The organism is Nostoc foliaceum FACHB-393, from assembly GCF_014698505.1.
Lineage (GTDB): Bacteria > Cyanobacteriota > Cyanobacteriia > Cyanobacteriales > Nostocaceae > Nostoc > Nostoc foliaceum_A.
This window is the reverse complement of the sequence record NZ_JACJTD010000019.1, coordinates 117413-144118: the sequence shown is the minus strand read 5'-3', so window position 1 is coordinate 144118 and position 26706 is coordinate 117413. Positions and strand designations below refer to the sequence as shown.

Below are 26706 nucleotides of genomic sequence, written 5' to 3'. Positions count from 1 at the left end.
AGCGGTCAAATGCTTGGATGGAAAGATGCAAAATCCTCGTCAAGAACTTTGAGAGAACTTTAGCGAATGCGACTGCCAAGGTTAATCTTTGTTTTATTCGGTTGATGGTTAAGAGGCTTGCTGCACCCTCTTAGATGTCAAATGGGTTCTATACAACCATTGTGTTTTTCGGTAACCATTTGATGGGCGATCGCTATATATTTAGTCTCAGAAAATCTCAACTGAATGTCAGTTTTACCCGCTCCTTTTGGGCCAACTAAGATGAATAGCATTTTCATCATATTTGCCAAGAAAGTTTGGAGCAATAATTTTTAGGCTTCAGTCTGGAAAAGCTAGACCAGTCATGGGGTCACGGATATACAACCCTAATGTGAGACTACGGATCGCTTCATCCCAAACGGGTATTAATTGTTCTGCTTGATCTGCCCAATAATCGAATGTAATCAAGCACTGAACATTTGACCCCAAACCAATGCAAGTCCGTGAAAAAGCTTCCCGTGGTTCTTCCTGAGTGTCAATGAACTTCATCTCTGTCCACACAATCCTGGCAGTTTGGCGCTTGATGGTAAAAATTTCTCCCTTGGCAATGATGTTACGACTGTCGTCTTCCATCACTTTCTTTAAAGTAGATTTTAACGGAAACTGGCTCCAGTCATTGGGTGGCAAACGATTGAAGGATACTTCCAGACAGCAATCATCGTCGGGCGGTTTTTTATCGAGGAACTTGAAGGATTTTTCTTGTGGCTCAAAAACCCAATTCTGGGGAACGTTGAAGCGAACAGCGCCTCTATCTGCTACAAAAATTTTGTAGCCTGATGGAGATTCCCAACGATGGTCAGGTTTTAGTTCAAGCGTTTCTTTAATCCACTGGAGATTGCTTTTTTTACGCTTTGCCATAGTATTTTTGCAAGTTTGCTCAACAGTGTCCGTGGTAGATATGGCCTACAAAAAATCACTTGGTATTGGATAATACTCAATCTCACTTGGCTGGCTAATGTTGCATGATTTCCGTGAACACAAGATTCAGCTTAACGTCCCAACATTTTATCTCTGAGATGCTTAATGCGATCGCGCAATTTTGCCGCCTCTTCAAATTCTAGTTTCTTCGCTGCCTCTTTCATCTGCGCTTCCAACAGAGTAATCAACCCTGGAATCTGTTCTAATGGCAGTTCATCTATATTTTCATCTACAACTTTCAAGTCAGTTGCATTTAACCGCCGAGATACATCTAAAAAAGCCAAAATCGCATTACTTGATTTTTTCACAATTGGTTGTGGTGTAATCCCATGCAGTCGATTATGTGCCGTTTGAATCCCACGCCGCCTGTCTGTTTCATCAATGGCTTTAATCATGCTACCTGTCAGGTTATCGGCATACAAAATCGCTTGTCCCTGGACGTGACGCGCGGCTCTACCAATAGTTTGAATTAAGGAACGCTCGGTTCGCAAGAAACCTTCTTTATCTGCATCCATAATTGCTACTAGGGAAACTTCGGGTAAATCCAAGCCTTCCCGCAGCAAATTCACACCAACTAATACATCAAATTTACCCTCGCGCAAGTTCTGTAAAATTTCAATGCGCTCAATAGAAGTAATTTCGGAATGTAAATACCGTACCCTTATACTACGGTCTTGCAAATATTCTGTTAAATCTTCCGCCATCCGCTTAGTTAATGTGGTAATTAACACTCGTTCATGGCGATCGGCTCTATCTTTAATTTCTCCCAACAAATCATCAATTTGTCCTTCTGTGGGACGCACGGAAATTTCTGGATCAATCACCCCAGTTGGTCGAATTACTTGTTCAACTACATGATCTTCAGAAATTTCTAATTCCCAATTTCCTGGAGTTGCTGAAACAAAAATACACTGATTAACCTTTTGCCAAAATTCTTCTGCTTTCAAAGGACGGTTATCAGCAGCGCTAGGAAGACGAAATCCATGTTCAATTAAAACTTTTTTTCTCGCTTGGTCACCATTATACATGCCGCGAATTTGAGGCACTGTAACGTGAGATTCATCGATAATTAGTAGCCAATCTTTGGGAAAATAATCAATTAAACATTCTGGTGATTCTCCAGCTTGCCTTCCTGCTAAGTGACGGGAATAGTTCTCGACACCGTTGCAGTAACCTACCTCACGCAGCATTTCTAGGTCATAGCGTGTACGTTGATCTATGCGTTGCGCTTCTAATAGTTTCCCAGCTTGTTCTAAGTCTAGTTTTTGCTGTTTTAACTCGGCTGCAATATCATTACAAGCAACTTCTAGCCGTTCTTCTGGGGTGACAAAGTGACGTGCGGGGTAGACATTCACGGCTTCCAAACTCTTCAGAATTTCCCCTGTCACCGGGTCAATATAGCGAATCGCGTCAATTTCATCACCAAAGAATTCGACACGAATTATTCGATCTTCATATGCTGGGCCAATTTCTAAGACATCGCCTCGGACGCGAAACTTTCCCCGACCCATTTCTATGTCGTTGCGGCTATATTGAACATTTGCCAAATCTCGTAAAATTTGGCGTTGATTCACTTCCATACCTATCTGAAGGGGGATGGCAGCTTTGAGGTATTCTGCTGGCATTCCTAAACCGTAGATGCAACTGATGGAAGCAACGACAATGACATCACGGCGTTCAAAAAGCGATCGCGTCGCTGAATGCCGCAACATATCAATTTCATCATTAATCGCTGCGGTTTTTTCAATATAAGTATCGGTAACGGGAATATACGCTTCTGGCTGATAGTAATCGTAGTAGCTGACGAAATACTCGACTGCGTTGTTGGGAAAGAAATCTCGTAACTCGTTACAAAGCTGTGCAGCCAGGGTTTTGTTATGCGCCAGAACTAAGGTAGGCTTGCCAATTTTCTCAATAACTGCTGCTACCGAAAATGTCTTACCAGTTCCAGTAGCTCCTAACAAAGTTTGGTAACGATTACCAGCTTGGATACTAGCGGTTAGTTGTGCGATCGCTTGTGGTTGATCGCCTGTGGGACTAAAGGGAGCTTGAAGACAAAATTCTGTCATACAGTTTTGCTGGAAATACCCGATCTCATGGTGACGATTTCGCCCTGTATCCATTCTAGCTGGCTTATTAGACCAAATAAATAGTAATAATTTTTTACAAAAATTTATAATTAAAATTTACTTATGTATCAGTTTTAAAGATACTTATATCTATATGAGGTTTTTTAAGGTTAAACTCTAATGTATATGGGAAAAAATTTCATCTTTCCTTAATTATTGTAAAATTCAATTAACAAACCAGAGGTGTTCGTTTATGGCTATTAGCAGCGCTGGCAAAGCAATCAGTTCTCGGCAAAACAATGCCAAGTCTCCAGGGGAAACTACAGAGGGAGTTGAAAATCAACCAGACCAGAGCTTGAATGCAGATAAAGTCGAGGAAGTTAATGAACTGCCAGTGGGAGCTTCTGGAACACTTGCAATTTCTGGAATTCGTCCCATAGGCCCTAGCGACTTAGAAGTTGCTGAAAAACTCTCAATTGCTGGGATTCGTCCCGTTAGCACCAGTACGTTAGAAGTAGTTGAAACCTATAACTCAATGGGTATTCGTCCAATTGGCGCTAATACATTCCAAGTTGTTGAAAGTATCAATCTCTCTGGGATTCGTCCAATTGGCTCAAGTTTATTGGTAATTGATGAAAGCTATTCAACATTCGGTAATCGTCCAATAGCATCAAATGAGATTGACAATTCAGAAAGCCTAATGGGTTTTCTAGATTAGATAAAAAAATATCCCCATAACTTTATTAACCCAGTTCCTATATGGAACTGGTTTTTTTTAGCTAAAAAAAGTAAAGATTCAATATTTGCACTTTTTCTATGTCTTTTAGCATAGATAACTAAGCTATCTTTACTTTATTTTATATTCAACCAACAGCCAGAACGCTTACTACAATTACCTTTCTGAATTACGAATTACGAATTACGAATTACAAATTCTTGAATATGCCTTGTGGTGGAAGGCTTTAGCAAAAACTTTAAGCTACTGTGTAAGGGTAATAACAAAGGATTTCAAAGTTAGTTTTGTAGCTTTGAAATAAACTTTTCATAAAAGAAGGAGTACCAAATGAGCTTAGAAGAACGGGCTAAAGCAACTGCTAAAAATATCGAAGGTAAAGTCCAAGAAGCAGCATCAGAAGTTACCGGCGATCCAAAAGATAAAACTGAAGGCAAAGCAAAACAAGCTGAAAGCGAAGTCCGTCACGGTATTGAAGACGTGAAAGATAATGTGAAGAAAAAGATTGACTAATAATTCATAATTTTTTTGCAGAAACTTTAGGGATATAAATGGGGTGGATTCCACTTTTGCAAAAAAGGATGAAGTATTTAAGATTCAACGCTATACCCCTTTCTTCTTTTCTTAGCAAGCGTGGAAAGTTAAAGGGCTAGCTTGGATTGACAGAAATATTGTAGAGGCGTAATAAATTACGTCTCTGCATTCCAGAATAACTTTATTACAAATTAGAGGAATAACCTCTATCGGTTCCAACCTTATAAATGCAATCAATTAGTTTGAAAATACAACCTATTCTATCTATTGTTTAAAGTGTTTTTTAGGAGGTAAATAAATGATTATGCTTCAGCAAAGTCGCAAAATATTGGCGACTTTCCTTTTAATCGGAGTCCTGATGATAACTACTGCCTGTGGTGGTGGTGCTGTGTCACAACTTGAGCGTCCAACTACCCCCTCAGCAATTGGTCGAGATGTAACTTATGCAGAGTTAGAGCGAGGCAATACCCCAGGAGGACAAACCTTTGGTACCTGGGTTGTGCAAACATCTCGCGGATTAGTTCAGGACGCTTATGTTCGTGATAACAACAAATTAGGTGTTGTTATTTCCCCTAAAGTTAGTCCTAACGAAGTGCGACCATTAGCAAAATCCTTGGTTCAAGGTTTTCATAAAAACTTCCCCAATCAAGACTTAAAGGTTTTGATTTATGCGCCTGATAAGCAATTGATTTTGACTACCGAATATGACACTCAGACTAATCAAGTTAAATATAGCTAATTGCTGTATTTGCAATAAGAGCTTGAAGAGAGTTTGATGAATTGGGATTTGGATTTATAGCTTGGAAATACCATCTCTCAAAATAAATTGATGGCAAAAAGGAGATAAGTAAAGTGGCCAGCAGCGAACAGTATAAACGTCAAATAATGAAAGATTTGGCTCAGGGCGATGTTGAATCTTTAGATGATACTACAGCCGAATCAACAGCAGAATATCAAAATTTTGATGATTTCGCTCAAAGGACAACACCAGATCAACGTCGGCAGTTATTTGGTCGATCTTTACATCCAGATCGGATACCAACCAGCCAAATGGAGCCAGAATTACAACAGGCGATCGCACAAATTAAACCCAATGAACGGGATGATGTAGCAAGAGCCTTTTTCAAACACTTGAAGGAAAGAAAACTAGACGAGAAGCATCTAGAGCAACAGTTGGGACTATCTACACACCACCCCAACCGGATGACTGCTGATGATGTTAGCAAACTAGCGTCTTTCGCTTATCACAACCATCCCGACATTTTCCGCGAAGTGCTGGCGGAGCAACCAGGGATTATCAAGTTTCTCAGTAATCCTGTAGTGGCAGGTATTATTGGAATTGCGGCGGCTAAGTGGTTAGGTAGTCGCAAGTAACTTCTGAATTTTAAGTTTGGAGGATGACTAAGAGATTAGGTGGGTATTACCCACCTTTATTTTTGATCAAAATGACCCAAATCAGCGATCGCACAATGGCAATTTCTACGATGGGACTAACTGCGGCAACTTTGCCCTAAAAATTATTCAAAATCTCAAAAAATTGTAGTAATATACCACAGTAATTAACTATCTTCAGCTACATCTGATTGTTAATGCTCTTAAATTTACAATCGATGAGAACATACCGTGAGCCTAACTCTTTATTTTCTCCGTCACGGACAAACAGAATGCAGCCGCAATAATTCCTTTTGCGGTTCCATAGACTCAGAACTTACCCCAGAAGGGTTGGATATGGCAAAGGCTTTTGCTGACGCATATAGTTATATCCCTTGGACAAAAATATTTTGTAGTCCAATGCGGCGAACTGTATTGACAGCAAAACCCTTATGTGCAGCAATAGGAATGGAACCACAACTCAGAGATGGTTTAAAGGAAATCAACTATGGCAAGTGGGAAGGAAAAACGCCAGAAATAATTAGCCGTGAATATCACGATGATTATGTTCGCTGGTCAGCAGATCCAGCTTGGAATGCTCCAACTAGTGGAGAAATGGCTGTGACAATTGCTTCTCGTGCCTTACAGGTAATTGAAGAAATCAAGCAAAATTACACTAGTGGTAATGTTTTAGTTGTTTCACACAAAGCAACCATCAGAATTATTCTGTGTAGTTTACTAGGGATTGATGTGGGACGCTTCCGTTTTCGTTTGGAATGCCCTGTAGCTTCAGTTAGTATTGTAGAATTTACCTCACATGGGCCGCTGTTAAAGGTTTTGGCAGATCGTAGTCATTTGGATGAGCAGTTGCGAAATTTACCAGGAACGTGAGGGGTTACTTGCATCGCATTGCTTTCACTAAGGGATCATTTTAGGGATTGAAAGCTACAGGCATTGATTTTATACCTTTCACCAGAAAAAACCATATCTGATCACAATTTTAGTCACTACAATTGCATCGATTTTATCAAGCTTTGGGAGAGGAAAAGAAGACTTGAACTAATAACCAATGAATTGACGCATTTGCTAACGAGTCTGCCTACATTAGGATTTACGCATAAAGATTTTGTGGGAAAATTGGTTGAAAAGTTTACTATTAACGCTGCCAATCATAGATTAATCGTCCATGACGATCACGCACCAGTTCCCATTCTCCATGACGATATGGTTGTCCGTGATAACGTACAGAGCGATAGCGTCGTCTATAATAATGTCGTCGATTCCGCTGGCGTTGATAGTAATATTTTCCAGTCCGTTGCCGTCTATGATAACGTCGTCGAGTCCGTCGGTGAGCTAATAAAAGCTCTTCACTTTGCTCTCCAACTAATTTTGTCTGTGCGTCAAGAGTGTGTTCATTGAGAACATTATTTAGAGTATTATCCTTGGCTTCAGCCAAAGCAGGTGGATAAATGAAGGCTAATAGCAGGAACACAATTGAGGATAGCTTTTTGAAACGGTTCACGTCTTTGCTTTCCCTAGACTATTGGTAATAATCTTATTTAATACTTAAGTTGAACAACTATATAGTTCAGAATTCACAAATCTGATTAATGCAAAAGTAATAAAAGTACTTATATTAAATGTGAAAAAGTTCGAGTTTGGCAAATTTGGTAGAAGCGGCAATTCATCAAAAACACTCATTTCTATCAAGTGAATTCTAGGTTAATTAGTACTGTCTTGTGGCCCCTACTTTTGTTTTTGTCAAGCAATATAATCATGCTGCTGACTCTGTACTGGTCAAGTATTTTGTAGTTTTGCAGCAATTTAGAGACGGTAGCTGTTACTACTGTTGTGATTCTTCTGTTTCATACCGCACGGTGTTGCAGTCTAGATGTATTCCAATACTACTCGGGTTTTGCATTTTGAACCCAAAGTTTGGTTTTGGGAAAGGGTTTTTTATTTCCCTTTTCCCCCTTAACCGACAAGTATTGAGATGTATTCTGTCTAAATCCTTGCTTTCAGCAGTCTAGCTATGCCCGCAGACTTCTCCTGTCAAAATCTCAGAGGTCGTTCTTTCAAAGGTCAAAACCTGTCTGGAGCAAACTTTAGTTATGCAGATATCCGAGGGGCGGATTTTAGTGGGTCTAATTTGATTTAGCGATCGCCATAAACACCTCAAATACATCATCTGCCATTTTGGCATCACCACAGACGTAGTAATTGCATTGCGGATAATTCACGACATGCCAGAGTTCTTGGGCTTTTTCTTGCATCAAGCCCACTATGTTAGGAGTTAGGAGTTAGGAATTATTATCTTTGTCCCCCTCACTTGCTGGATCAGTATATTTGCAGAGAACATTTATCCCAATTTTTAAAATATATAATACGACAATTGTTGCGATCGCTCCATCCATCGGTATTCCATTTACTGCTGCAACTGCCACCAATGAGCCAATAATACTATTGAGCAGAGAAGCACTACCAGGGTTCTTGGTGTATTCTTTGATTTTGCCCTGTAAACCATCATCACCACAGATTTCCGCGCGGATTTCATTGAGGGTGAGTTGCAAGAGAGATTTTTTGCCCCTACTATAATCTGTTTTGCCGACTTTCTCTTGCCAAAGTGCATCAAAAGTGGTTTCTAGATTGCCGTTGTGTTGTTGCAGAGTAGTAAGCGCTTGTTGGGCTGGGGTGTCGTTTGGCAGAAGTTGCTGAAGTTCTTGGATTTCAACAGGAGTTAATTGGGCATTCATATATATTTGACTTAATTATTTATGGAGTATTTGTTAGTTCCTGAATCAATTCTTCAGGTGTGATAATTCTGGGAGTAGCAACCGGAAAATCTCTAGGGTTGCGAGTAATAATAGCATCTAAGTGATTGAGTACCGCACTGCTGTATCGAATAGCGTCTTCAAAATCTCTAAAGTTAGCAGTTAATGCCATATTGATTGTGGTACTGTCTACTGTGGCGACTTAACAGAAGGTTACAATTCTATTTAAAAGGGATAGAGCAGATGCCCGAACTTTATCTTTCCAAATAATGTAGTAGAGGTCACTAAAAGTAGAAGCAGAAAGATAACCTTCTATTTGTTTTTGATAAATAAATGAGAATACTTGTATAGTATTGCTATAAAAGGGATGGCGTTCAAGAGCAAAATCCAAAATTATATTAGTGTCTAGTAAGACTCTCACAGATTATGTTTCTCTTTTAAGGCTTCCCATCTGGCTTGGTCTGGGTCAAAGTCTAGTGGCGATCGCACTTATAAGTGAATGTCTTGTCGTCACCAACATTACAACATTAAGGCTTAACGCTATAACATTAAGGCTTAATGCTATAACCTTAAGGCTTAACCTTATAACATTAAGGCTTAACGCTATAACCTTAAGGCTTAACGTTACAACATTAAGGCTTAAGGTTACGATATTAAGCCTTAAGGTTACGATATTAAGCCTTAAGGTTACAACTTTTTGACAAAAGCTTATGCGATCGCCCCAGATGGAAAAATAGCCGTTTTTGGTTCAACTGACAACACCCTGAAAGTGTGGGATTTGCAGACCGGAAAGGAAATCTCTACTTTTATTGGTGAAAGTTCTATATATTGCTGTGCAGTTTCCCCAGATGGATTGACAATTGTAGCAGGCGAAAGCTCAGGGCGGGTTCATTTCCTCCGTTTAGAAGGGGGTTCAAAAAATGAAACCGATAGCTGAAAATCCGATTGATATCCCTAGATATCCCCTAGAATTTCAGCAAATCATTACCGTTAAAAATCAAAACTTTGTCGGTCGTGAATTTGTCTTTGCTGCTATCAACAAATTTCTCAATCAATCTGACCGGGGCTACTTTACTATTATCGGCGATCATGGTATTGGTAAAAGTGCCATTCTTGCCCATTATGTCAGCCAAAATCCGGGAGTTGTTTATTACAATGTCGAAATCTCAGGTAAAAATCGCGTTGAAAAATTTCTGACGACAATTTGCACTCAATTAATAGAAATCGCCCAAAATCAAGGTATTAAAAATCTCACCGCTAACTTTCCTGACTCTACCACAGAAGACAGTGTTTTTTTATCGTTGTTACTGCAACAAATCAGCAATAGATTGCAACCAAAACAACGTTTAATTATTACTATAGATGGCTGCGATAGAATTGATATCAACAATCAACTACGCGGCTCAAATATTTTCTATTTACCCCGTTATCTACCCGAAAAAGTTTATTTTAACCTTAGTCGTCGTCCTTTTTTGGCAGATAAATCAGGTTTATTAATTGAAACACCAGCCCATTCTTTAGATTTATCAAATTACCCTGAACAAAATCGCGCTGATATCCAAGAATATATTAAAACTTATTTAAATGAATTATCTCATTCTGTAGACGCTTCTGCGTCTCCCCGCAGGGTGCGTAACCTTAGCCAAGAGAAGAATCCCGGAGATGTTTCGCTCAACATAACACAAGGTTTTGATGATGAAACCAATTTTATGTATGTTAAAGAAATTTTAGCAGATATTAATGAGGATATTTACCCCCAAAATTTACAGATATATTACCAAAATCATTTAGAAAAAATGAATTTAGCAACCCGTAAACAGCAACCAATGGCTTTGCAGGTGTTAAATATCTTAGTTCAAGAGCAACCAATATCAATAGAAGCGATCGCAGAAAGATTAGATACAGATGAATATGAAATCAAGGTAATTTTAGACAAGTGGCGAGAGTTTTTACATTTAGAATCAATAGCAGCAGAAATCCACTATAGTATTTATCATACTAATTTTCGTGATTGGTTGAGGCAACAAATTGAGTCTAACTTTTGAGTTAAAAGGGCGCTTAGAGGATGTTTAAAAAATCCTCTTGTCGATAGCAAAAGTTTTAGATCCCCCTAAATCCCCCTTAAAAAGGGGGACTTTGATTCCGGTTCTCCCCTTAAAAAGGGGGGTTAGGGGGGATCTCAAAGTGCCTAAAGTCACAGGGAAACACTTTTCAAGCAACCTCTTATAAACCGCGAGAGTAATATCTTATTAACCAGTAGGAGTAACAAGCAATTATGACTAAATATGTACTTTGGGGAACTTACTGCGAAGACGTTCTCGAAAAACGCGCCCCCCACCGTCAAGCTCATTTAGACGGATTAGCAAAACAAAAAGAATCCGGTGTGCTGATTACCATTGGCCCCACCAAGGATGTTACAAAAGTTTTTGGGATTTACGAAGCCGAAGATGAAGCCACTGTGCGCGAGTTAATTGAAAACGATCCCTACTGGAAAAATGGCATCTGGACTGAATATTCTGTCAAAGAATGGATTCAGGCTTTTTAAATTGATTGTGGAGTATGAGGGGGATAAGCTGGAACCTCTGAGCTTAGTTTTAACTCTCTCATCTCCAAATACGGTTCGGTTAGGGTTTTTTGATGAAAATTCTAAATCACAAAGACGCGATAAATCGCCGTCTCTACAATAATCAATCCTTCGTCTTGACGGCGATTTATCGCGTCTCTTGGCTTAACCGAACGTATTGTCTCATCTCCCTCATCCTCACTCCCCACTCCCCACAAATATGAAAATTTGGCAGGTTGATTTTTATCGTCGTCCCTTACAGGATGCATCTGGACAAGTTTTATGGGAGTTGTTGATTTGTGATGCAACTCGCAGCTTTGAGTATGAAGCCAGCTGTCTCCAGTCAGCAGCAAATTCGAATTGGGTTGCTGCTCAACTTGAGTTAGCCGCAGGTGAAAAATTGCCAGATGTGATTCAGGTGTTTCGTCCTCAGTCTCTAAGTTTAATTGAGGCGGCGGGACGCAATTTAAGTATAAATGTCGAACCTACGCGTCACACTTTGGCATTGAAGCAGTGGTTACAAGAAAAGCAATATCCCTCAGCGGTGGATAAACCACCTCCAGCACCATTACCAGAAAACCTCTGGGGAGAACAATGGCGTTTTGCGAGTCTAGCCGCTAGTGATGTAGAAACGAGATTTAGCGATCGCCCCATTCCCATTTTGCACATCCCAGAACATCTCAAACCCATCAATTTGGGTTTAGCGTCAACAGTGCCCGTCCCTGGTATCGTAATTTATGGTGGACGGCAATCGATGCGCCTAGCAAGGTGGTTGCAGCAAGCCCGTCCCGTAGGCTTGAATTACATATCTGGCGCACCGGATGGCTTAGTATTAGAGGCTGGCTTAGTGGACAGGTGGATTGTTGCCACTTTTGAAGATCCAGAAGTTAGAACAGCAGCCCAAACATATGAACAACGAAAACAGCAAAGCCGAGGATTGCATTTTTTGTTAGTGCAACCAGATGATTCTGGGATGACTTATAGCGGCTTTTGGTTGTTGCGGGCAGAAGATTGATATTGATTGCCAAAAATATTTGTCCGCTTAAGTTCTATAGCTGAAAAAATAAAATATTTGTTGGGTTGAACAAAGTGAAACCCAACAGAATCAAGGATTATTGGTGTTGAGTTACCCTGCGGTAAGCCGCTTTGCGTCTACGTTCCTCAACCCAACCTCCACCTAAATTTATAAAAACTAATCACAACAAAAGTTTCTGATTTTTATCTCGTGAGAGTTATAAAACAGCCTTAAAGTTGTCACCAATAGTCAGATATTGAAAACGAGTCTTTTGGCTCCGTTAACTAGCCTTTGAACTTTGCGAACATTTTTTTGTGCCGTTGGTAATTTCCTGTAACTGCACTGTAGTAAAGTGTAACTAATTGATAGCACTGTGAATAAAATCTTAATTTGTTCAGCTAATCCTCAAAATAGGGAAAAACTGCCCTTGGATGACGAAGCACAGAATTACCCAACTTCTGTACAAAATTGACTCACAACTAGATAAGCTTTTCCACTCAAAAAGCTGAAGGAAGACAAGGTTAATAGTAATGTTAAACTCACAGGCTAAACGCATCTTCATCAGCTACAAGCGTAATGCTAGCCCCGATGAACCAGTAGCGCTGCAAGTCTTCCAGGCGCTATCGCAGCAGCACAAAGTCTTTATCGACCAAACCATGTCTGTTGGCACACGCTGGGCTGAATGTATTGAAGCAGAAATCCGCCAAGCTGATTTTTTGATTACTTTCCTTTCAGGCTTGTCAACCAGCAGCGAGATGGTGGTAGCAGAAATCGAGACAGCACACCACTTGGCAAAATCACAAGAAGGACGACCGATTATTCTCCCAGTGCGTTTGGCGTATCAAGAACCGTTCCTGTATCCCTTGAGTGCTTACTTAAATGGCATTAACTGGGCATTCTGGAAAGATGCAGAAGATACGCCGCGCTTGATTGCAGAGTTGTTGCAGGCTGTCTCTGGCGGTGCATTGGCTATCAGTGAAGAAAAATCGAAGGCAGATTTACTCCAGATGAGTCAGCCATCACTCCTACCCCATCCCTTTCCCTCAGCACAGCCAGTCTCCCTGGAAATGCCGGAAGGGACAATGGAATCGCAATCTGCTTTTTACGTGGAACGCTCATCAGATGCACTTACTTTGCAGACTATTGAGCGGCAGGGTGTGACAATTACAATTAAAGGCCCCCGGCAAATGGGCAAAAGTTCCCTGTTAATCCGCACAATTAATACTGCTGTGAATGCTCTTAAGCGGGTTGCTTTGCTGGATTTTCAATTATTTGATAAAGCCGCCTTAACTAATGCTGACCTTTTCTTTCGCCAGTTCTGTACTTGGTTAACTGATGAACTGGAAATGACTGACAAAGTTGATGAGTATTGGAATATGCCCTTGGGCAATAGTCAGCGTTGCACTCGCTACGTCGGCCGCTATTTGCTGAAGGAGTTTGGCAACCCCATTGTCTTAGCGATGGATGAAGTTGAAAGGGTCTTTGATACTGATTTTCGCTCTGATTTCTTTGGAATGCTGCGAAGCTGGCACAATAGCCGCGCCACTAATCCCATCTGGAAGCAACTGGATTTAGCGCTGGTTACTTCCACCGAACCCTACCAGCTAATTGATAATCTCAACCAATCCCCCTTTAATGTTGGGCTAGTAATTGATTTAGAAGATTTTACAGCAGCACAGGTTGCTGATTTAAACCGCCGTCATGGTTCACCCTTCAACGCCAGGGAAGAAAAGCAATTAATAGCGTTGTTAGGTGGACATCCTTATTTAGTAAGGCTTGCACTTTACTTAGTTGCTAGCGATCGCCTCTATCCTACCGAATTATTTGCCAATGCGATCGCAGATAATGGCCCCTTTGGCAATCATTTGCGTAACCATCTGTTTCGGCTGCATAACAAACAGGAGTTAGTTCAGGGTATGTTTCAAGTGATTCACCAGAACACCTGTGTAGATGAGCGCATCTTTTTCCGCTTGCGGGGTGCAGGTTTAGTGCGCCGGGAAGGGCGTGTAGTGTTTCCCCGTTGTCAACTTTACACTGATTATTTCCGGGAGCATCTGCGTGGCTAATCCAACCATTTACACCGTGGGGGGGACTGTACAGGCTGGCGGTGGCATTTATATACCTCGTCAAGCTGATGAGGAATTGCTCGGTTTATGTCGGTCAGCAATATTCGCTTATGTTCTCACGCCGCGCCAAATGGGTAAGTCTAGCCTGATGGTACGCACGGCAGACACATTAAGGGAAGAGGGGATTAGCTCAGTAATTGTTGACCTTCAGGAATTGGGGGCAAATGTCACAGCCGAACAGTGGTATTTTGGCTTTTTGGTCAAACTGGAAGACCAACTCATGTTTGATACAGATGTGGTGAGTTGGTGGCAAGAACACCAGCATCTGGGAGTATCGCAAAGACTGACACAGTTTTTTGAGAGGGTTTTGCTGGCTGAGGTTGAGGAGCAAGTTGTGATTTTTGTGGATGAAATTGACTCTACCCTCAGCCTGGATTTTACCGATGATTTTTTTATCGCAATTCGTTATCTCTATGTTGCCCGTGCGACTAATCCTGAATTTGGGCGGCTTTCTTTTGTCTTAATGGGGGTAGCGACTCCCGGCGATTTAATCAACGATGCCAAGCGCACGCCGTTTAATATTGGACAGCGTGTAGATTTAACTGATTTTACCTTCGAGGAAGCTTTACCCTTCGCTGAGGGATTGGGATTACCCAGCGATGAAGCCAAGCAGGTATTACGCCAGGTGTTGAAGTGGACGGGGGGACATCCTTATTTAACGCAGCGTCTTTGTGGTGCCTTGGTTTTGATCCCCCCAACCCCCCTTAAAAAGGGGGGCAATGAACTTCCAGGTTTGGAGATTTTCTCAACCACCCTTAGCAACAGTTCTATTCTTCCCCCCTTCTTAAGGGGGGTTAGGGGGGATCAAGTCTTATCCGCAGCCGATGTAGACAGGATAGTTAGCAGCACATTCTTTGGTGCAATGAGTGAGCAAGACAATAACTTGCAGTTTGTCCGCGATATGCTGACTAAACGCTCACCAGACCCGGAGGTTTTGACTATTTACCGCGAGATTCGCTGGAGTAAGCGGGCGGTTGTGGATGAAGAGCAGTCTTTAGCTAAATCTCACTTGAAGCTATCGGGGGTGGTGCGGCGGGAAAATAATGTTTTGCGGGTGCGGAATGAAATCTATCGGCAAGTCTTTGATGACAAGTGGATTAATAAACATATACCGTTTAACTTGCGGGATAGGTGGGAGCGTCTAAAACCTGCACTGCTTTATGTGGCTGCGGTAGTGGTAGTATTTTCGGTTTTAATGACGACAGGAGTGGCTGTGTATGTGAATGACCAACGTCTGATTGCCCAAGATGCCCGCTATAAAGAAGAACAACAGCGTCGAAAAGCAGAAACTCAACGCAATAACGCAACGCAAGAAGCTGAAAAAGCGCGAACACAGCAGCAAAAAGCAGAGGAACAACGCCGGGAGGCAGAAAAGCAAAAGCGCATTGCTAATCAGCAAAGTGAAAGAGCTAAAAAAGGAGAGGAGCAAGCAAAGTCTGCACAACAATTAGCTGAAGAAAGGGAAAAAGAGTTAGCAAACGCACTTGATAAAACAAAAACTGCTGAACAATTAGCTAAGGACAGACAGGCAGACGCTGAAAAGCAACGAGATTTTGCAAAGGAAAAAGAACAAGAAGCGACTGCCGCTAAAGCAGATGCGGATAAACGTGGGATAAATGCCGAAATTCTCGCCGATAGCCTCAAATCACAAAACCTGATGGCAGGAAATTTAGAACTTGATGCTTTAGTAGCAGGTTTGAAGGTAGGAAAACAACTCAAAACACTAAATAAAAGTGTAGAACCAGATACCCGCATTTTGGCAGTAGCCACTCTCCAGCAGGTAATTTATGGAGTCAACGAACGTAACCGACTAGAAGGTCATAGCACTTCGGTTAATAGCGTGGCATTTAGCCCCGACAGTCAAACCATTGCCTCTGCCAGTTATGACAATACGGTAAAGCTATGGAATCACAACGGGCAACTGCGACAAACTCTCCAAGGTCATAGCAGTTCGGTTTTCGGCGTGGCATTTAGCCCTGACGGTCAAATTATTGCCTCTGCCAGTTCAGACAAGACGGTAAAACTGTGGAATCGCAATGGGCAAATGTTACAAACTCTCCAAGGTCATAGCAGTTCGGTTTTCGGCGTGGCATTTAGCCCCGACGGTCAAATTATTGCCTCTGCTAGTTTAGATAACACGGTAAAGCTGTGGAATCGCAACGGTAAACTGTTACAAACTCTCCAAGGTCATAGCAGTTCAGTTTTGGGTGTGGCATTTAGCCCCGATGGTCAAACCATTGCCTCTGCCAGTTCAGACAACACGGTGAAGCTGTGGAATCGCAACGGGCAACTGCGACAAACCCTCCAAGGTCATAGCGATTCGGTTAATAGCGTGGCATTTAGCCCCGACGGTCAAACCATTGCCTCTGCTAGTTATGACAACGCGGTGAACCTGTGGAATCGCAACGGGCAACTGTTACAAACTCTCCAAGGTCATAGCAGTTCGGTTAATAGCGTGGCATTTAGCCCCAACGGTCAAACCATTGCCTCTGCCAGTTCAGACAACACGGTGAACCTGTGGAATCGCAACGGTCAACTGTTACAAACTCTCCAAGGTCATAGCAGTTCGGTTAATAGCGTGGCATTTAGCCCCGACGGTCAAACCATTGCCTCTGCCAGTTCAGACAAGACGGTGAAGCTGTGGAATCGTAACAGGCAACTGCGACAAACTCTCCAAGGTCATAGCAGTTCGGTTAATAGCGTAGCATTTAGCCCCGACAGTCAAATTATTGCCTCTGCCAGTTATGACAAGACGGTGAAGTTGTGGAATCGCAACGGGCAACTGCGACAAACTCTCCAAGGTCATAGCGATTCGGTTAATAGTGTGGCATTTAGCCCCGACGGTCAAATTATTGCCTCTGCCAGTTATGACAAGACGGTGAAGCTGTGGAATCGTAACAGGCAACTGCAACAAACTCTCCAAGGTCATAGCAGTTTGGTTAATAGTGTGGTATTTAGCCCCGACGGTCAAATTATTGCCTCTGCCAGTTCAGACAACACGGTGAAACTGTGGAATCGCAACGGGCAACTGTTACAAACTCTCCAAGGTCATAGCAGTTCAGTTTTGGGCGTGGCATTTAGCCCCGACGGTCAAATTATTACCTCTGCTAGTGATGACAACACGGTAAAGCTGTGGAATCGCAACGGGCAACTGTTACAAACTCTCCAAGGTCATAGCAATTCTGTTAGGGCTGTGGCATTTAGCCCCGACGGTCAAATTATTGCCTCTGCTAGTTTAGATAACACGGTGAAGTTGTGGAATCGCAATGGGCAACTGTTACAAACTCTCCAAGGTCATAGCAGTTCGGTTAATAGCGTGGCATTTAGCCCCGACGGTCAAATTATTGCCTCTGCCAGTTATGACAAGACGGTGAAGCTGTGGAATCGCAATGGGCAACTGTTACAAACTCTCCAAGGTCATAGCAGTTCGATTTTGGGCGTGGCATTTAGCCCCAACGGTCAAACTATTGCCTCTGCCAGTGATGACAACACGGTGAAGTTGTGGAATCTCAATTTGGATGATTTAATGGTTAAGGGTTGTGCTTGGGTGCGCGATTATTTGCAAAATAACCCCAATGTGAGCAAGAGCGATAAGCGTCTATGTGATGATATTGGCACACGCAGGTGATAAACCTCTCCCTGCCTTGAACTAAAGTTCAAGTCTTTCCCTCTCCGAGTCGGAGAGGGAGGTTTTGCGTAGTAAAACCAGGGAGAGGTCTTTGATTGAGCTACGCAAAGAGATTTCTGTAATGAGCAGCCCCAACTTAGAATAAAGCGATCGCCTGTATGATTTTATGATGATAGTGCGATAAATCTGCCAGACACCACGAACAAGCAAAGCTTCATAACGAAACTCATGTGTTTGTTGATGAAACTCATGTGTTTACGTGTTATCACTTATATGATTTCATAATAGTGGTACGTCACTGAAGAATCTGATGGTACGTAGGCGTAGCCCGTTGTAGCGATCGCTCTTGCTGTAATCTGAGGAAGTGCGATCGCAATTAAGTTAGAGAAAGTGCGATCGCCTAGTTATAAGCTACAAATACTTCTGCAACAATAACCCTAACTTTTCCTTCGTCGCGGCTGGTGCTTTATCCAACTGAGTCAAAATCGCATACTGCAACGCCGAATGCGCCTCACTGGTTGGCGGATTCTCACTCAAGCGCCGCACAGTTTCTTGAATCACCTTTTGAGCATTCACAGCATTCCGCAGCAAATTGCCAATCACCATCTCCACCGTCACACTGTCATGGTCTGGATGCCAACAATCATAATCTGTCACCAGCGCTAAGGTTGCATAAGCAATTTCCGCTTCTCTTGCCAACTTCGCCTCTGGTAAATTCGTCATTCCAATGATTGTTGCATCCCAACTGCGGTAAAGATTCGATTCTGCCTTTGTAGAAAAAGCCGGCCCTTCCATGCACACATAAGTACCGCCGCGATGGAGAGTAACTTCTGGTAAATTGAGAGATGCGATCGCATCTGCCAACACAACAGCCAAATTCTTACAAATCGGATCGCCAAAGGCAATGTGAGCAACAATTCCCTCACCAAAAAACGTTGAAATCCGATTTTTTGTTCTATCAATAAACTGATCTGGCACCACCATATCCAGTGGTTTCGCCTCTGCTTTCAAGGAACCAACAGCACTAGCTGAAATTAAATACTCCACACCCAATTGCTTCATCGCATAAATATTAGCGCGAAACGGTAACTCAGAGGGTAACAGTGTATGATTACGGCCATGACGCGCTAAAAAAGCTACCCTTGTCCCATCCAAAGTTCCCAGAATCAAAGCATCTGATGGTGAACCAAATGGAGTTTGGATATGCACCTCTTCCACATCTTTGAGCGCATCCATTTTATACAGACCACTGCCACCAATAATCCCAATACTAGCTTGAGCCATGATCCTGAACCTGTTCCTTGCTGATCTGCTAAGTTATTTTACCGAAAAGGGGAGTAGCAGAGAAACCAAGAAACAAAGCGATTATATGAAATTAATTATCACCATAGTGTGTAATCGATGATTCATGTATACAAAAGTTAAACAGACGCACTTCTGAGCAGTGAAACAAAGCAAGCGTTATACTTTTGGGAAAAGGCTTATTTTAACCCCTGCTTTAACATTTTTATAAATCAATGACTCTCAATTTTCGCTTTGCGGTAGTCAGCGACTTACACCTGGCACTTCCTCACACAATCTGGGATCATCCCAGTCGGTTTCATCTGGTGGAAGTAAGTATCTCAGCATTTAAAAGTGTACTAGAACATCTAATCCAACTCGATTTAGATTTCTTGTTGTTGCCAGGAGATTTAACCCAACACGGCGAACCAGAGAACCATGCCTGGTTACAACAATGTTTAGCCCAGCTACCTTTTCCCGTCTATGTAGTTCCTGGCAATCATGACGTTCCTGTGCTGTTGGCTAATCAGCAATCAATTGCTTTTGCGGATTTTCCCTACTATTACACGAAGTTTGGCTATGAAGATCCGCAGCAGATTTACTACACGCGTCAGTTATTGCCTGGAGTTAAGCTAATTGGACTGAATTCTAACTCCTTTAATGACCAGGGTGAGCAGGTAGGGTGTTTGGATACCAAACAACTACAGTGGTTAGAAGAAGTATTGGCGGCATCTAGTGATGAATTAGTTCTGGTGATGGTGCATCATAATGTGGTTGAGCACTTGCCCAATCAATCAAATCATCCACTAGCAAATCGCTATATGTTGTCCAATTCAGCAGAACTGTTGCAGCTGCTAAGGCGCTACGGAGTCAAACTAGTATTTACGGGGCATTTGCACGTTCAGGATATTGCTTACTCAGATGGAGTATATGATATTACCACTGGTTCTTTAGTGAGCTATCCTCACCCTTATCGGGTGCTAGAGTTTCATCGGGATAACCAAGGTAAAGAATCGTTGCAAATTCTATCCCATCGGGTAGAGTCAGTGCCTGAGTTTCCCGACTTGCAACAGTCATCGCGGCAATGGATGGGCGATCGCTCTTTTCCATTTTTAATTAAGCTACTAACTCTTTCTCCATTAAACTTACCGTTATCGCAGGCAAAAAAATTAGCTCCTAGTTTGCGAGACTTCTGGGCAACTATTGCCGATGGGGATGCGATGTTAGATTACCCCCACTTTCCGCTAGAAGTGCGGCGTTACATTCAGTCCTATGGTGCATCGGCGCAGCCCAACCCAGGCATGGCTACTAGTGGAACTCTTACCATGATTGATAATAACAGCACACTTTTGCTGGGTTAGGAGTGATGAGTGTCCGTGTGAAGGTAACTTTTTTTTCTGGGCGAAAGAGCCTCTTCTTCTCCAGAGTGGCTTTTTAGATAGCGATCGCTCCTATGATAATTTTCCTATCAAAAGTTACCAAGACGCTGGCTACTTTTGTACAGACGCGATTAATCGCGTCTCTCTTGTACGATTAATCGCGTCTTTAATTACCGATATCTTCATTCCAAAGTTCGGGGTTAGTTTCAATAAACTCACTCATCATTTGTTCACAATTGTCAAGATTAAGATCAATTACTTCCACGCCGTGAGATACCATAAATTCTTTAGCACCAGGAAAAGTTCTGGATTCTCCGACAACGACTTTTTTAATCCCAAATTGTACTACTGCCCCAGCGCACAGGTAGCACGGCATTAAAGTTGAATAAAGTGTAGTACCTCTGTAGCTCCCAACTCTCCCAGCATTACGAAGACAATCGATTTCCGCGTGGGTGACAGGATCTGCATCTTGCACACGTTTATTGTGTCCTCTGCCGAGAATTTTGCCATCCTTGACGAGAACCGAACCAATGGGAATTCCACCTTCTTGTCTGCCTTGTTTTGCTTCTTGAATAGCAGCTTCCATAAACTCGTCCATATTAATTCTCCTTTTATGACAAAACAACTAGTATTAATGGATCACGATGGCGGTGTAGATGATTATTTAGCAACTATGCTGCTGTTGACAATGGATCATATTGAACTCCTTGGTGTTGTAGTCACTCCAGCCGATTGCTACGTTCAACCGGCTGTTAGCGCCACACGTAAAATTATCGATTTGATGGGATTTTCTCATATCCCAGTTGCAGAAAGTACTGTGCGCGGTATCAATCCATTTCCTACTCTCTATCGCCGTGATTCCTTTATCATTGACCATCTCCCCATTCTCAATCAAAGCGAAACCATCACTACGCCTCTGGTTGCCCAAACAGGTCAAGATTTCATGATCAAGGTGTTGCAGGAGGCATCAGACCCCGTAACGTTGATGGTAACTGGACCGTTAACCACAGTAGCAGTGGCATTAGACAAAGCACCAGACATTGAAGCCAAGATTCACAAGATTGTGTGGATGGGGGGTGCATTAAATGTCGGTGGTAATGTGGAAAAAAGTCTGGAAGCAGGACAAGATGGTTCTGCTGAATGGAATGTTTATTGGGATGCGGTTTCAGCAGCGCGGGTATGGCAAACCCAAATTGAAATTATTATGTGTCCTTTGGATTTGACTAACAATGTCCCAGTTACATCGGAGTTAGTATACAAAATGGGACGACAACGCCACTATCCCATCTCTGATTTAGCCGGACAATGTTATGCACTAGTTATCCCCCAAGATTATTATTTTTGGGATGTCTTAGCAACTGCTTATTTGGGACATCCAGAATTTTATCAATTGCGCGAATGGGAAACAGAAATTATCACCACTGGTCTTAGTCAGGGACGGACTAAAGTAGTTCCTGGTGGCCGGAAAATTTATGCAATGGATAAGGTAGATAAAGAGGCTTTTTATGCTTACATCTTGCAGCAATGGGCAAGATAAAAAACTAAAAAATTAGGTGGCTGGCGTAATACTCCAATTGGAGCGCCATCTGCTATTTAGATGTCGCCATTAAGTAAAGAAGTTTGTCATTAAAATGAAGATCCTGCAATTCAGGGGGTGGAGGAACAAGCGGTGGGCCTTCAATGATTACAGGAATAATTTCGGGGGAACGCAATCCATCAGATCCTTGCCGTTCAAGGGCATACAACACTTCTTTAAGCACCCACGGCGATTCTTTCGCAGCAGTAGACCAAAATAGTAGAAAGAGATCACACTCATCAATGTTGCGATAAAGTTCTTGCTCCCAGCGATCGCCAGGTTCTAAATTTAGGATATCTTGAAAAACTGTAATACCACTTACAGCCAGTCCTTGCACCCTTTTAAGAACTTCTATCCGATCTTTAGAAGAGTAAGAGACGAATGCTTTTCTATAATATCGAGCTACTTCTCCCACTAATTGGGGGTGTTTGGATGTAGAAGATGCAGAAGGAATAATTGATAGTTTGAATTTTAGATGTCCAAGAGGAATTGTATTTTGGCTGACAGTCACAGTTCCAATGACTGTTTTCTGAGTGATATCACCAGGAACCGTTACACCAAATTGAATAGAATCTGCTTTACCATTCCAACTCAACCGTTGAATCGGATCGTCCACTTCTAGTTTTGGAATTGACAAGTTAAACGTGAGTTCACTTCCTCGTTTAATAGGTACTCCTAAACTTCTCACTCCTAATTGTTTAGCTTCAGGATCAAATTGTTGAGCATACTGTTTGGCAAATTCAACTTGTTCAGGAAGATGAACAAAGACTTGGACAAGAAACATATCGTCTGGAGTTACAGAAGCAGGACTAAACACACTGCAATCTACCAAATCTTTCGCTATATCAGCAGGTTGTGAAGAGCATTCTTGAATAGTTGGGGTTTCTTGCAGTTGCGCTTTTAACTGCTTAATAACTTCTTTTTCAACCTCGATATCGCTACTATCCCAACTCGACTCATTTACTGGAACATTACTGTTTGCTTCTACCCCTAATCCACTGTAACTAACCAAACCGTCAGCCAAAAATTCAAAGGCTTTACGAGTAATTACTGAGTTGATTTTAGCAGGTAACAGCTTCTTCCAAAAGCTTGTAGAGCCTTGAGCCTGGGATGCCGAGCTTTGAGGTCTAGGTTGGTATATTACCGAGTCTGGTGGTACATCAGATGTTGCGGATCTTGGAGTGTATTCAGATAAATCCTGCAAAACACATATCTTAATATACTTCTTACGGATAAACCATGTATCTTTCCCATTGATAGAGTTTTTCAAGGTAATTCTGTAATATTCTTCCTCCTCAGCATAAGAAATGACTTCAAGGACACTTTTGACTTGAATTAGAAGTTTTTCATCTTCAGCTAGTTCCGCTAACTCACTTGGACGAACTTTCAGGAAAGTATCAGCAGTTACTGTAAAAATAAACATAATAATTAACCCTTAGATTATTAATAATTGATAAACTTCAAACCTAAGAAAAGTGCCGCTATAGTACCTGCAACAGAAATTTTTCCTTGAATAATTTTATCTAAAACTGATTCCACGGGAATTGATACAACTTCAATCTCTTCTGTGATATCTAGTTGTTGCTCTCCAAGTTTGTTCACATTCTCTGCTAAAAATAAATGTATTTTATTGGTATCCTTACTTGGCTTATCGTATAAAGTTCCTATTTTTCTCAATTCTTGAGGAATATAACCAGTCTCTTCAGTCAGTTCTCTAATCGCTGCTACTTCTGCACTCTCTTTTGCGGGATCGAAATTCCCTGCTGGCAGTTCCAAGAAAAATTCACCTACGGCATGTCTATATTGCCGGACAAAAATTATTTCTCTATTACTAGTGATAGGTAAAATCATCGCCACATCTGGTTTAATACTGACAAAATAATCATCTATAATCTTGCCGTTGGGTAATTCTATTTCATCCTGCCTCACCTGACACCAAGGATGAGCTAAAACCATTTTTGATTTTAAAATCTTCCATTTTTTTAAGTTGTTCATAAATAAAAATAATGTATAAAACTTTTAGTCATCAAGCAATGAATGTAAAAAAGTATAACAGATGCATCTGATAATCTAAACTTTGAACTTACACTGGCTTTTGCATAACATAATATGTATAACCAGTATGCAAATAAATATAAATTTATTTACAGTAAACAAAAGGTTTCCGTTGACTATTAGTCGAGGTACAACGGCACAGACAACTAATGTCTGGGTGAGAATTTCACATGATGGGATCGAAGGCTGGGGGGAAGCATCACCATTTGGTGTGGGTAATCATCGGCAATCAACTGATACGATCAAAAATGCTTTAGAACAAGTTGTGCCACTGTTGCAAGCATTCGGCCCCTTGCAAAGGCAGCAAATTGAGCAAGTTTTAACACAAAAGCAGGTTCCTTCTGCTGCAAGAGCAGCCTTGGATATAGCAATGCACGACTGGTTGGGTAAGCGCGTAGGATTACCCTTGTGGCAAATTTGGGGACTCGATCGCAATCAAATAGTCCCGACTTCTGTCACAATTGGGATTAATTCACCTGAAGGTGCCAGAGCGAGAGCGCGAGACTGGTTACAATTTACCGATGTCCGCCTTTTCAAGGTAAAGCTAGGTAGTCCTGATGGCATAGAAGCAGATAAAAAAATGCTATTAGCAGTGCGAGAAGAAGCATCTGAACCAGAATTATTTGTTGATGCTAACGGTGGCTGGAGTTTAGAAGATGCGATCGCAATGTGCAATTGGCTGGCTGAATTAGGTATAAAGTATGTAGAACAGCCATTGCCACGAGGGCAGGAAAAAAGTTTAGCAAAACTCAAAGAACACTCTCCTCTGCCCATCTTTGTCGATGAAAGTTGTTTCACAAGCTCCGATATTCCCGATTTGGCAAACTACGTGGATGGTATTAATATCAAACTGATGAAATCAGGGGGACTAACCGAGGCAATGCGAATGGTACATACAGCGCGAGCCTATGGGTTGCAAGTAATGTTTGGTTGCTATTCTGACAGTTCGCTAGCTAATACAGCAGCATTACAGCTAGCGCCATTAGCTGATTATCTAGATTTAGACAGTCACCTCAACTTAATCGATGATCCCTTTATGGGTGCATTGCTAAAAGAAGGGAGAGTTTTGCCAAACGATTTACCAGGATTGGGGGTACAACACAGTGCGTCTACCACTTAATCAACGAGTAGCTATCTTGCTACATGAAGGAACTACTGGAACACAGGGCAAAACGGGGTTATCTATTCTACGTTATAGTGAGGCCCCAATTGTAGCCGTAATTGATCGCGAATGTGCTGGCAAATCCCTACTAGAATTAACAGGTATCAAGCGTGATGTGCCGATTGTGGCATCTGTAGCCGCAGCCCTAGAGTACAAGCCGGAAGTTTTGGTAATTGGCATTGCTCCAGGTGGTGGTGCTGTACCAGATGATTACTGGGTAGAAATCAAAGATGCTCTAGAAGCTGGAATGTCGCTGGTAAATGGTTTACATACACCAATGGCGAACATACCAGATTTAAATGCACTGCTCAAACCAGGGCAACTAATTTGGGATGTACGCAAAGAGCCATCTAATATAAGTGTTGCTAGTGGAATGGCACGCACCCTTCCCTGTCGGCGGGTATTGACAGTGGGAACCGACATGGCGATCGGTAAAATGTCAACTAGCCTAGAGTTACATTGGGCATCAAAACTGCGGGGCTGGCGTTCTAAATTTCTTGCCACAGGCCAAACTGGGGTGATGTTAGAAGGGGATGGCGTGGCTTTAGATGCCGTGCGGGTAGACTTTGCCGCTGGTGCTGTAGAACAGATAGTCATGCGCTATGGCAAAAACTACGATATTCTGCACATTGAAGGACAAGGTTCACTGTTACATCCTGGTTCAACAGCAACCCTACCCTTAATCCGTGGTTCGCAACCAACCCAACTGGTTTTAGTCCATCGCGCTGGACAAACTCATAACCGCAATAATCCCCATGTACCAATTCCACCTTTACCAGAGGTGATTCGACTTTATGAAACTGTCGCTAGTGCTGGTGGTGCTTTTGGAAGTGTTCCTGTAGTGGGTATAGCGCTTAACACAGCCCATCTAGATCAGTCTGCGGCTGAGGAAAGCATCGCTCAAACAATAGCAGAAACCGGGCTACCTTGCACAGATGTAGTCCGCTTTGATGCCAATGTGTTATTGGATGCGGTGATGAAGAATTAAACGTATAAGCAGTAAGTCAAGAGATATGGCGCTTTCGGCGGCTGGGGCAGCTTCGCCTAAATTCCCTATGCCCTGATAAGGGACTTCCAACTAAAAAAATATCCCATCGCTTTTTTGACAGAGGAGCAGGGAGCAGGGGGGGAGGAACAGTCGTGTTGAGTCCAGAAATTAGGATAATTTATTTTTTGGAGTTCCCTAAGTCAATACAGTTCAGTTAAGTATTTCTTTCTTCCCTTTTTTCTCTTCCTTTGCGTCCTACCCTTCTCCTTCGGAGACGCTACGCGAACGGGAAGCCACTTCTCTACGAGACGCTCCGCGAAGGTGTCTATGCGTCTTTCTCTAACGAGACGCTCTTGCTAGCTTGCTTCCCCGTAGGAGTATGCGGTTCGTTAAAAAATTGACTTTGTTTGACAAAGAGTTAAGCCTTAACCCAAGCGTATTGCCTGATAAGTAATTTCTATCAAAATCATCAACCTTTTTTTGTCAAGCCCTCTTGAC

28 protein-coding genes and 1 pseudogene are annotated in these 26706 nt (G+C 42.1%); 16 read left to right on the top strand and 13 right to left on the bottom strand.

Annotated elements, in window-relative coordinates:
- Positions 1-137: 137 nt before the first annotated feature.
- The 3 genes from H6G92_RS17490 to uvrB all read right to left on the bottom strand — a co-directional run bounded on the left by H6G92_RS17490 (position 138) and on the right by uvrB (position 3026).
- Positions 138-281: a hypothetical protein gene (locus tag H6G92_RS17490; RefSeq protein ID WP_190894909.1), complete on the bottom strand. Its 144-nt coding sequence runs from the start codon at positions 279-281 to the stop codon at positions 138-140.
- Positions 282-318: 37 nt separating this feature from the next.
- Positions 319-897: a hypothetical protein gene (locus H6G92_RS17485; protein WP_190894908.1), complete on the bottom strand. Its 579-nt coding sequence runs from the start codon at positions 895-897 to the stop codon at positions 319-321.
- 131 nt (positions 898-1028) lie between these two features.
- Positions 1029-3026, bottom strand: coding sequence for an excinuclease ABC subunit UvrB (gene uvrB, locus H6G92_RS17480; protein ID WP_190894907.1), 1998 nt, complete (start codon positions 3024-3026; stop codon positions 1029-1031).
- Between the two features lie 253 nt (positions 3027-3279).
- Here uvrB and H6G92_RS17475 point away from each other — a divergent pair, with 253 nt between their 5' ends.
- The 5 genes from H6G92_RS17475 to H6G92_RS17455 all read left to right on the top strand — a co-directional run bounded on the left by H6G92_RS17475 (position 3280) and on the right by H6G92_RS17455 (position 6555).
- Positions 3280-3744, top strand: a complete 465-nt coding sequence (locus H6G92_RS17475; RefSeq protein WP_190894906.1) for a hypothetical protein — start codon at positions 3280-3282, stop codon at positions 3742-3744.
- Positions 3745-4089: 345 nt separating this feature from the next.
- The gene (locus H6G92_RS17470) at positions 4090-4272 is read left to right on the top strand and encodes a CsbD family protein (RefSeq protein ID WP_190894905.1); all 183 of its coding nucleotides are present in this window, start codon (positions 4090-4092) and stop codon (positions 4270-4272) included.
- Positions 4273-4591: 319 nt separating this feature from the next.
- A complete protein-coding gene (locus H6G92_RS17465; RefSeq protein ID WP_190894904.1) occupies positions 4592-5032 on the top strand; it encodes a hypothetical protein in 441 nt (146 codons plus the stop codon).
- A 113-nt stretch (positions 5033-5145) separates the two neighbouring features.
- The gene (locus H6G92_RS17460) at positions 5146-5667 is read left to right on the top strand and encodes a hypothetical protein (RefSeq protein ID WP_190894903.1); all 522 of its coding nucleotides are present in this window, start codon (positions 5146-5148) and stop codon (positions 5665-5667) included.
- Positions 5668-5916: 249 nt separating this feature from the next.
- Positions 5917-6555, top strand: coding sequence for a histidine phosphatase family protein (locus tag H6G92_RS17455; RefSeq protein WP_190894902.1), 639 nt, complete (start codon positions 5917-5919; stop codon positions 6553-6555).
- Positions 6556-6820: 265 nt separating this feature from the next.
- Here H6G92_RS17455 and H6G92_RS17450 read toward each other — a convergent pair whose 3' ends face one another.
- Positions 6821-7186 carry a hypothetical protein gene (locus tag H6G92_RS17450; RefSeq protein ID WP_190894901.1) on the bottom strand — a complete coding sequence of 122 codons (366 nt, stop codon included), beginning with the start codon at positions 7184-7186 and terminating at the stop codon, positions 6821-6823.
- A gap of 510 nt (positions 7187-7696) precedes the next feature.
- On the opposite strand from H6G92_RS17450, the pseudogene H6G92_RS17445 reads away from it, so the two are divergent.
- Positions 7697-7816: pseudogene (locus tag H6G92_RS17445) on the top strand (pentapeptide repeat-containing protein); the annotation flags it as partial.
- On the opposite strand, the gene H6G92_RS40350 reads toward H6G92_RS17445, so the two are convergent.
- Genes H6G92_RS40350 through H6G92_RS41150 form a run of 4 tightly spaced genes read right to left on the bottom strand, consistent with a single transcriptional unit; the run spans position 7809 to position 8856 of the window.
- Positions 7809-7937, bottom strand: a complete 129-nt coding sequence (locus tag H6G92_RS40350) for a hypothetical protein (protein WP_277926755.1) — start codon at positions 7935-7937, stop codon at positions 7809-7811. The pseudogene H6G92_RS17445 and the gene H6G92_RS40350 overlap by 8 nt on opposite strands.
- Positions 7938-7964: 27 nt before the next feature.
- Entirely contained in the window at positions 7965-8417 is a 453-nt protein-coding gene (locus H6G92_RS17440) for a CUE domain-containing protein (RefSeq protein ID WP_190894900.1), read from the bottom strand.
- 19 nt (positions 8418-8436) lie between these two features.
- Positions 8437-8607, bottom strand: a complete 171-nt coding sequence (locus H6G92_RS40870; RefSeq protein ID WP_313889976.1) for a hypothetical protein — start codon at positions 8605-8607, stop codon at positions 8437-8439.
- Positions 8608-8637: 30 nt separating this feature from the next.
- Complete coding sequence (locus H6G92_RS41150; protein ID WP_390625446.1) at positions 8638-8856, bottom strand: PIN domain-containing protein; 219 nt, start codon at positions 8854-8856, stop codon at positions 8638-8640.
- 276 nt (positions 8857-9132) lie between these two features.
- On the opposite strand from H6G92_RS41150, the gene H6G92_RS17430 reads away from it, so the two are divergent.
- From H6G92_RS17430 to H6G92_RS17420, 3 genes are all read left to right on the top strand, one after another.
- A complete protein-coding gene (locus H6G92_RS17430; protein WP_190894899.1) occupies positions 9133-9372 on the top strand; it encodes a WD40 repeat domain-containing protein in 240 nt (79 codons plus the stop codon).
- Complete coding sequence (locus H6G92_RS17425) at positions 9356-10480, top strand: ATP-binding protein (protein WP_190894898.1); 1125 nt, start codon at positions 9356-9358, stop codon at positions 10478-10480. The genes H6G92_RS17430 and H6G92_RS17425 overlap by 17 nt, the downstream gene beginning before the upstream one ends.
- Positions 10481-10710: 230 nt before the next feature.
- Positions 10711-10980 carry a YciI family protein gene (locus H6G92_RS17420; protein WP_190894897.1) on the top strand — a complete coding sequence of 90 codons (270 nt, stop codon included), beginning with the start codon at positions 10711-10713 and terminating at the stop codon, positions 10978-10980.
- Between the two features lie 101 nt (positions 10981-11081).
- On the opposite strand, the gene H6G92_RS40345 is transcribed toward H6G92_RS17420, so the two are convergent.
- Positions 11082-11207 carry a hypothetical protein gene (locus H6G92_RS40345; RefSeq protein ID WP_277926754.1) on the bottom strand — a complete coding sequence of 42 codons (126 nt, stop codon included), beginning with the start codon at positions 11205-11207 and terminating at the stop codon, positions 11082-11084.
- A gap of 11 nt (positions 11208-11218) precedes the next feature.
- On the opposite strand from H6G92_RS40345, the gene H6G92_RS17415 reads away from it, so the two are divergent.
- From H6G92_RS17415 to H6G92_RS17405, 3 genes are all read left to right on the top strand, one after another.
- Complete coding sequence (locus H6G92_RS17415) at positions 11219-12013, top strand: Tab2/Atab2 family RNA-binding protein (protein WP_190894896.1); 795 nt, start codon at positions 11219-11221, stop codon at positions 12011-12013.
- 530 nt (positions 12014-12543) lie between these two features.
- A complete protein-coding gene (locus H6G92_RS17410; protein WP_190894895.1) occupies positions 12544-14079 on the top strand; it encodes an AAA-like domain-containing protein in 1536 nt (511 codons plus the stop codon).
- Complete coding sequence (locus tag H6G92_RS17405; protein ID WP_190894894.1) at positions 14072-17767, top strand: WD40 domain-containing protein; 3696 nt, start codon at positions 14072-14074, stop codon at positions 17765-17767. The genes H6G92_RS17410 and H6G92_RS17405 overlap by 8 nt, the downstream gene beginning before the upstream one ends.
- Before the next feature lie 411 nt (positions 17768-18178).
- Here the strand turns inward: H6G92_RS17405 and H6G92_RS17400 are convergent, their stop codons facing one another.
- Positions 18179-19051 carry an S-methyl-5'-thioadenosine phosphorylase gene (locus H6G92_RS17400; protein ID WP_190894893.1) on the bottom strand — a complete coding sequence of 291 codons (873 nt, stop codon included), beginning with the start codon at positions 19049-19051 and terminating at the stop codon, positions 18179-18181.
- 233 nt (positions 19052-19284) lie between these two features.
- Here H6G92_RS17400 and H6G92_RS17395 point away from each other — a divergent pair, with 233 nt between their 5' ends.
- Positions 19285-20409 carry a metallophosphoesterase family protein gene (locus H6G92_RS17395; RefSeq protein ID WP_190894892.1) on the top strand — a complete coding sequence of 375 codons (1125 nt, stop codon included), beginning with the start codon at positions 19285-19287 and terminating at the stop codon, positions 20407-20409.
- A gap of 184 nt (positions 20410-20593) precedes the next feature.
- On the opposite strand, the gene H6G92_RS17390 is transcribed toward H6G92_RS17395, so the two are convergent.
- Positions 20594-21025 (bottom strand): nucleoside deaminase, encoded by a 432-nt coding sequence (locus tag H6G92_RS17390; protein WP_190894891.1) that lies wholly within the window; start codon positions 21023-21025, stop codon positions 20594-20596.
- 15 nt (positions 21026-21040) lie between these two features.
- On the opposite strand from H6G92_RS17390, the gene H6G92_RS17385 reads away from it, so the two are divergent.
- Entirely contained in the window at positions 21041-21964 is a 924-nt protein-coding gene (locus H6G92_RS17385; protein WP_190894890.1) for a nucleoside hydrolase, read from the top strand.
- A 52-nt stretch (positions 21965-22016) separates the two neighbouring features.
- Here H6G92_RS17385 and H6G92_RS17380 read toward each other — a convergent pair whose 3' ends face one another.
- Positions 22017-23426, bottom strand: coding sequence for a toll/interleukin-1 receptor domain-containing protein (locus H6G92_RS17380; RefSeq protein ID WP_190894889.1), 1410 nt, complete (start codon positions 23424-23426; stop codon positions 22017-22019).
- Between the two features lie 20 nt (positions 23427-23446).
- On the bottom strand, positions 23447-23998 hold the full coding sequence (locus tag H6G92_RS17375; RefSeq protein WP_190894888.1) for an NUDIX hydrolase: 552 nt from the start codon (positions 23996-23998) through the stop codon (positions 23447-23449).
- A 127-nt stretch (positions 23999-24125) separates the two neighbouring features.
- Between H6G92_RS17375 and H6G92_RS17370 the strand changes: the two genes are divergently transcribed.
- Both H6G92_RS17370 and H6G92_RS17365 read left to right on the top strand, forming a co-directional pair.
- Positions 24126-25178, top strand: coding sequence for a dipeptide epimerase (locus tag H6G92_RS17370; protein WP_190894887.1), 1053 nt, complete (start codon positions 24126-24128; stop codon positions 25176-25178).
- Complete coding sequence (locus tag H6G92_RS17365) at positions 25162-26208, top strand: DUF1611 domain-containing protein (RefSeq protein WP_190894886.1); 1047 nt, start codon at positions 25162-25164, stop codon at positions 26206-26208. The genes H6G92_RS17370 and H6G92_RS17365 overlap by 17 nt, the downstream gene beginning before the upstream one ends.
- The last annotated feature ends 498 nt before the right edge of the window (positions 26209-26706 follow it).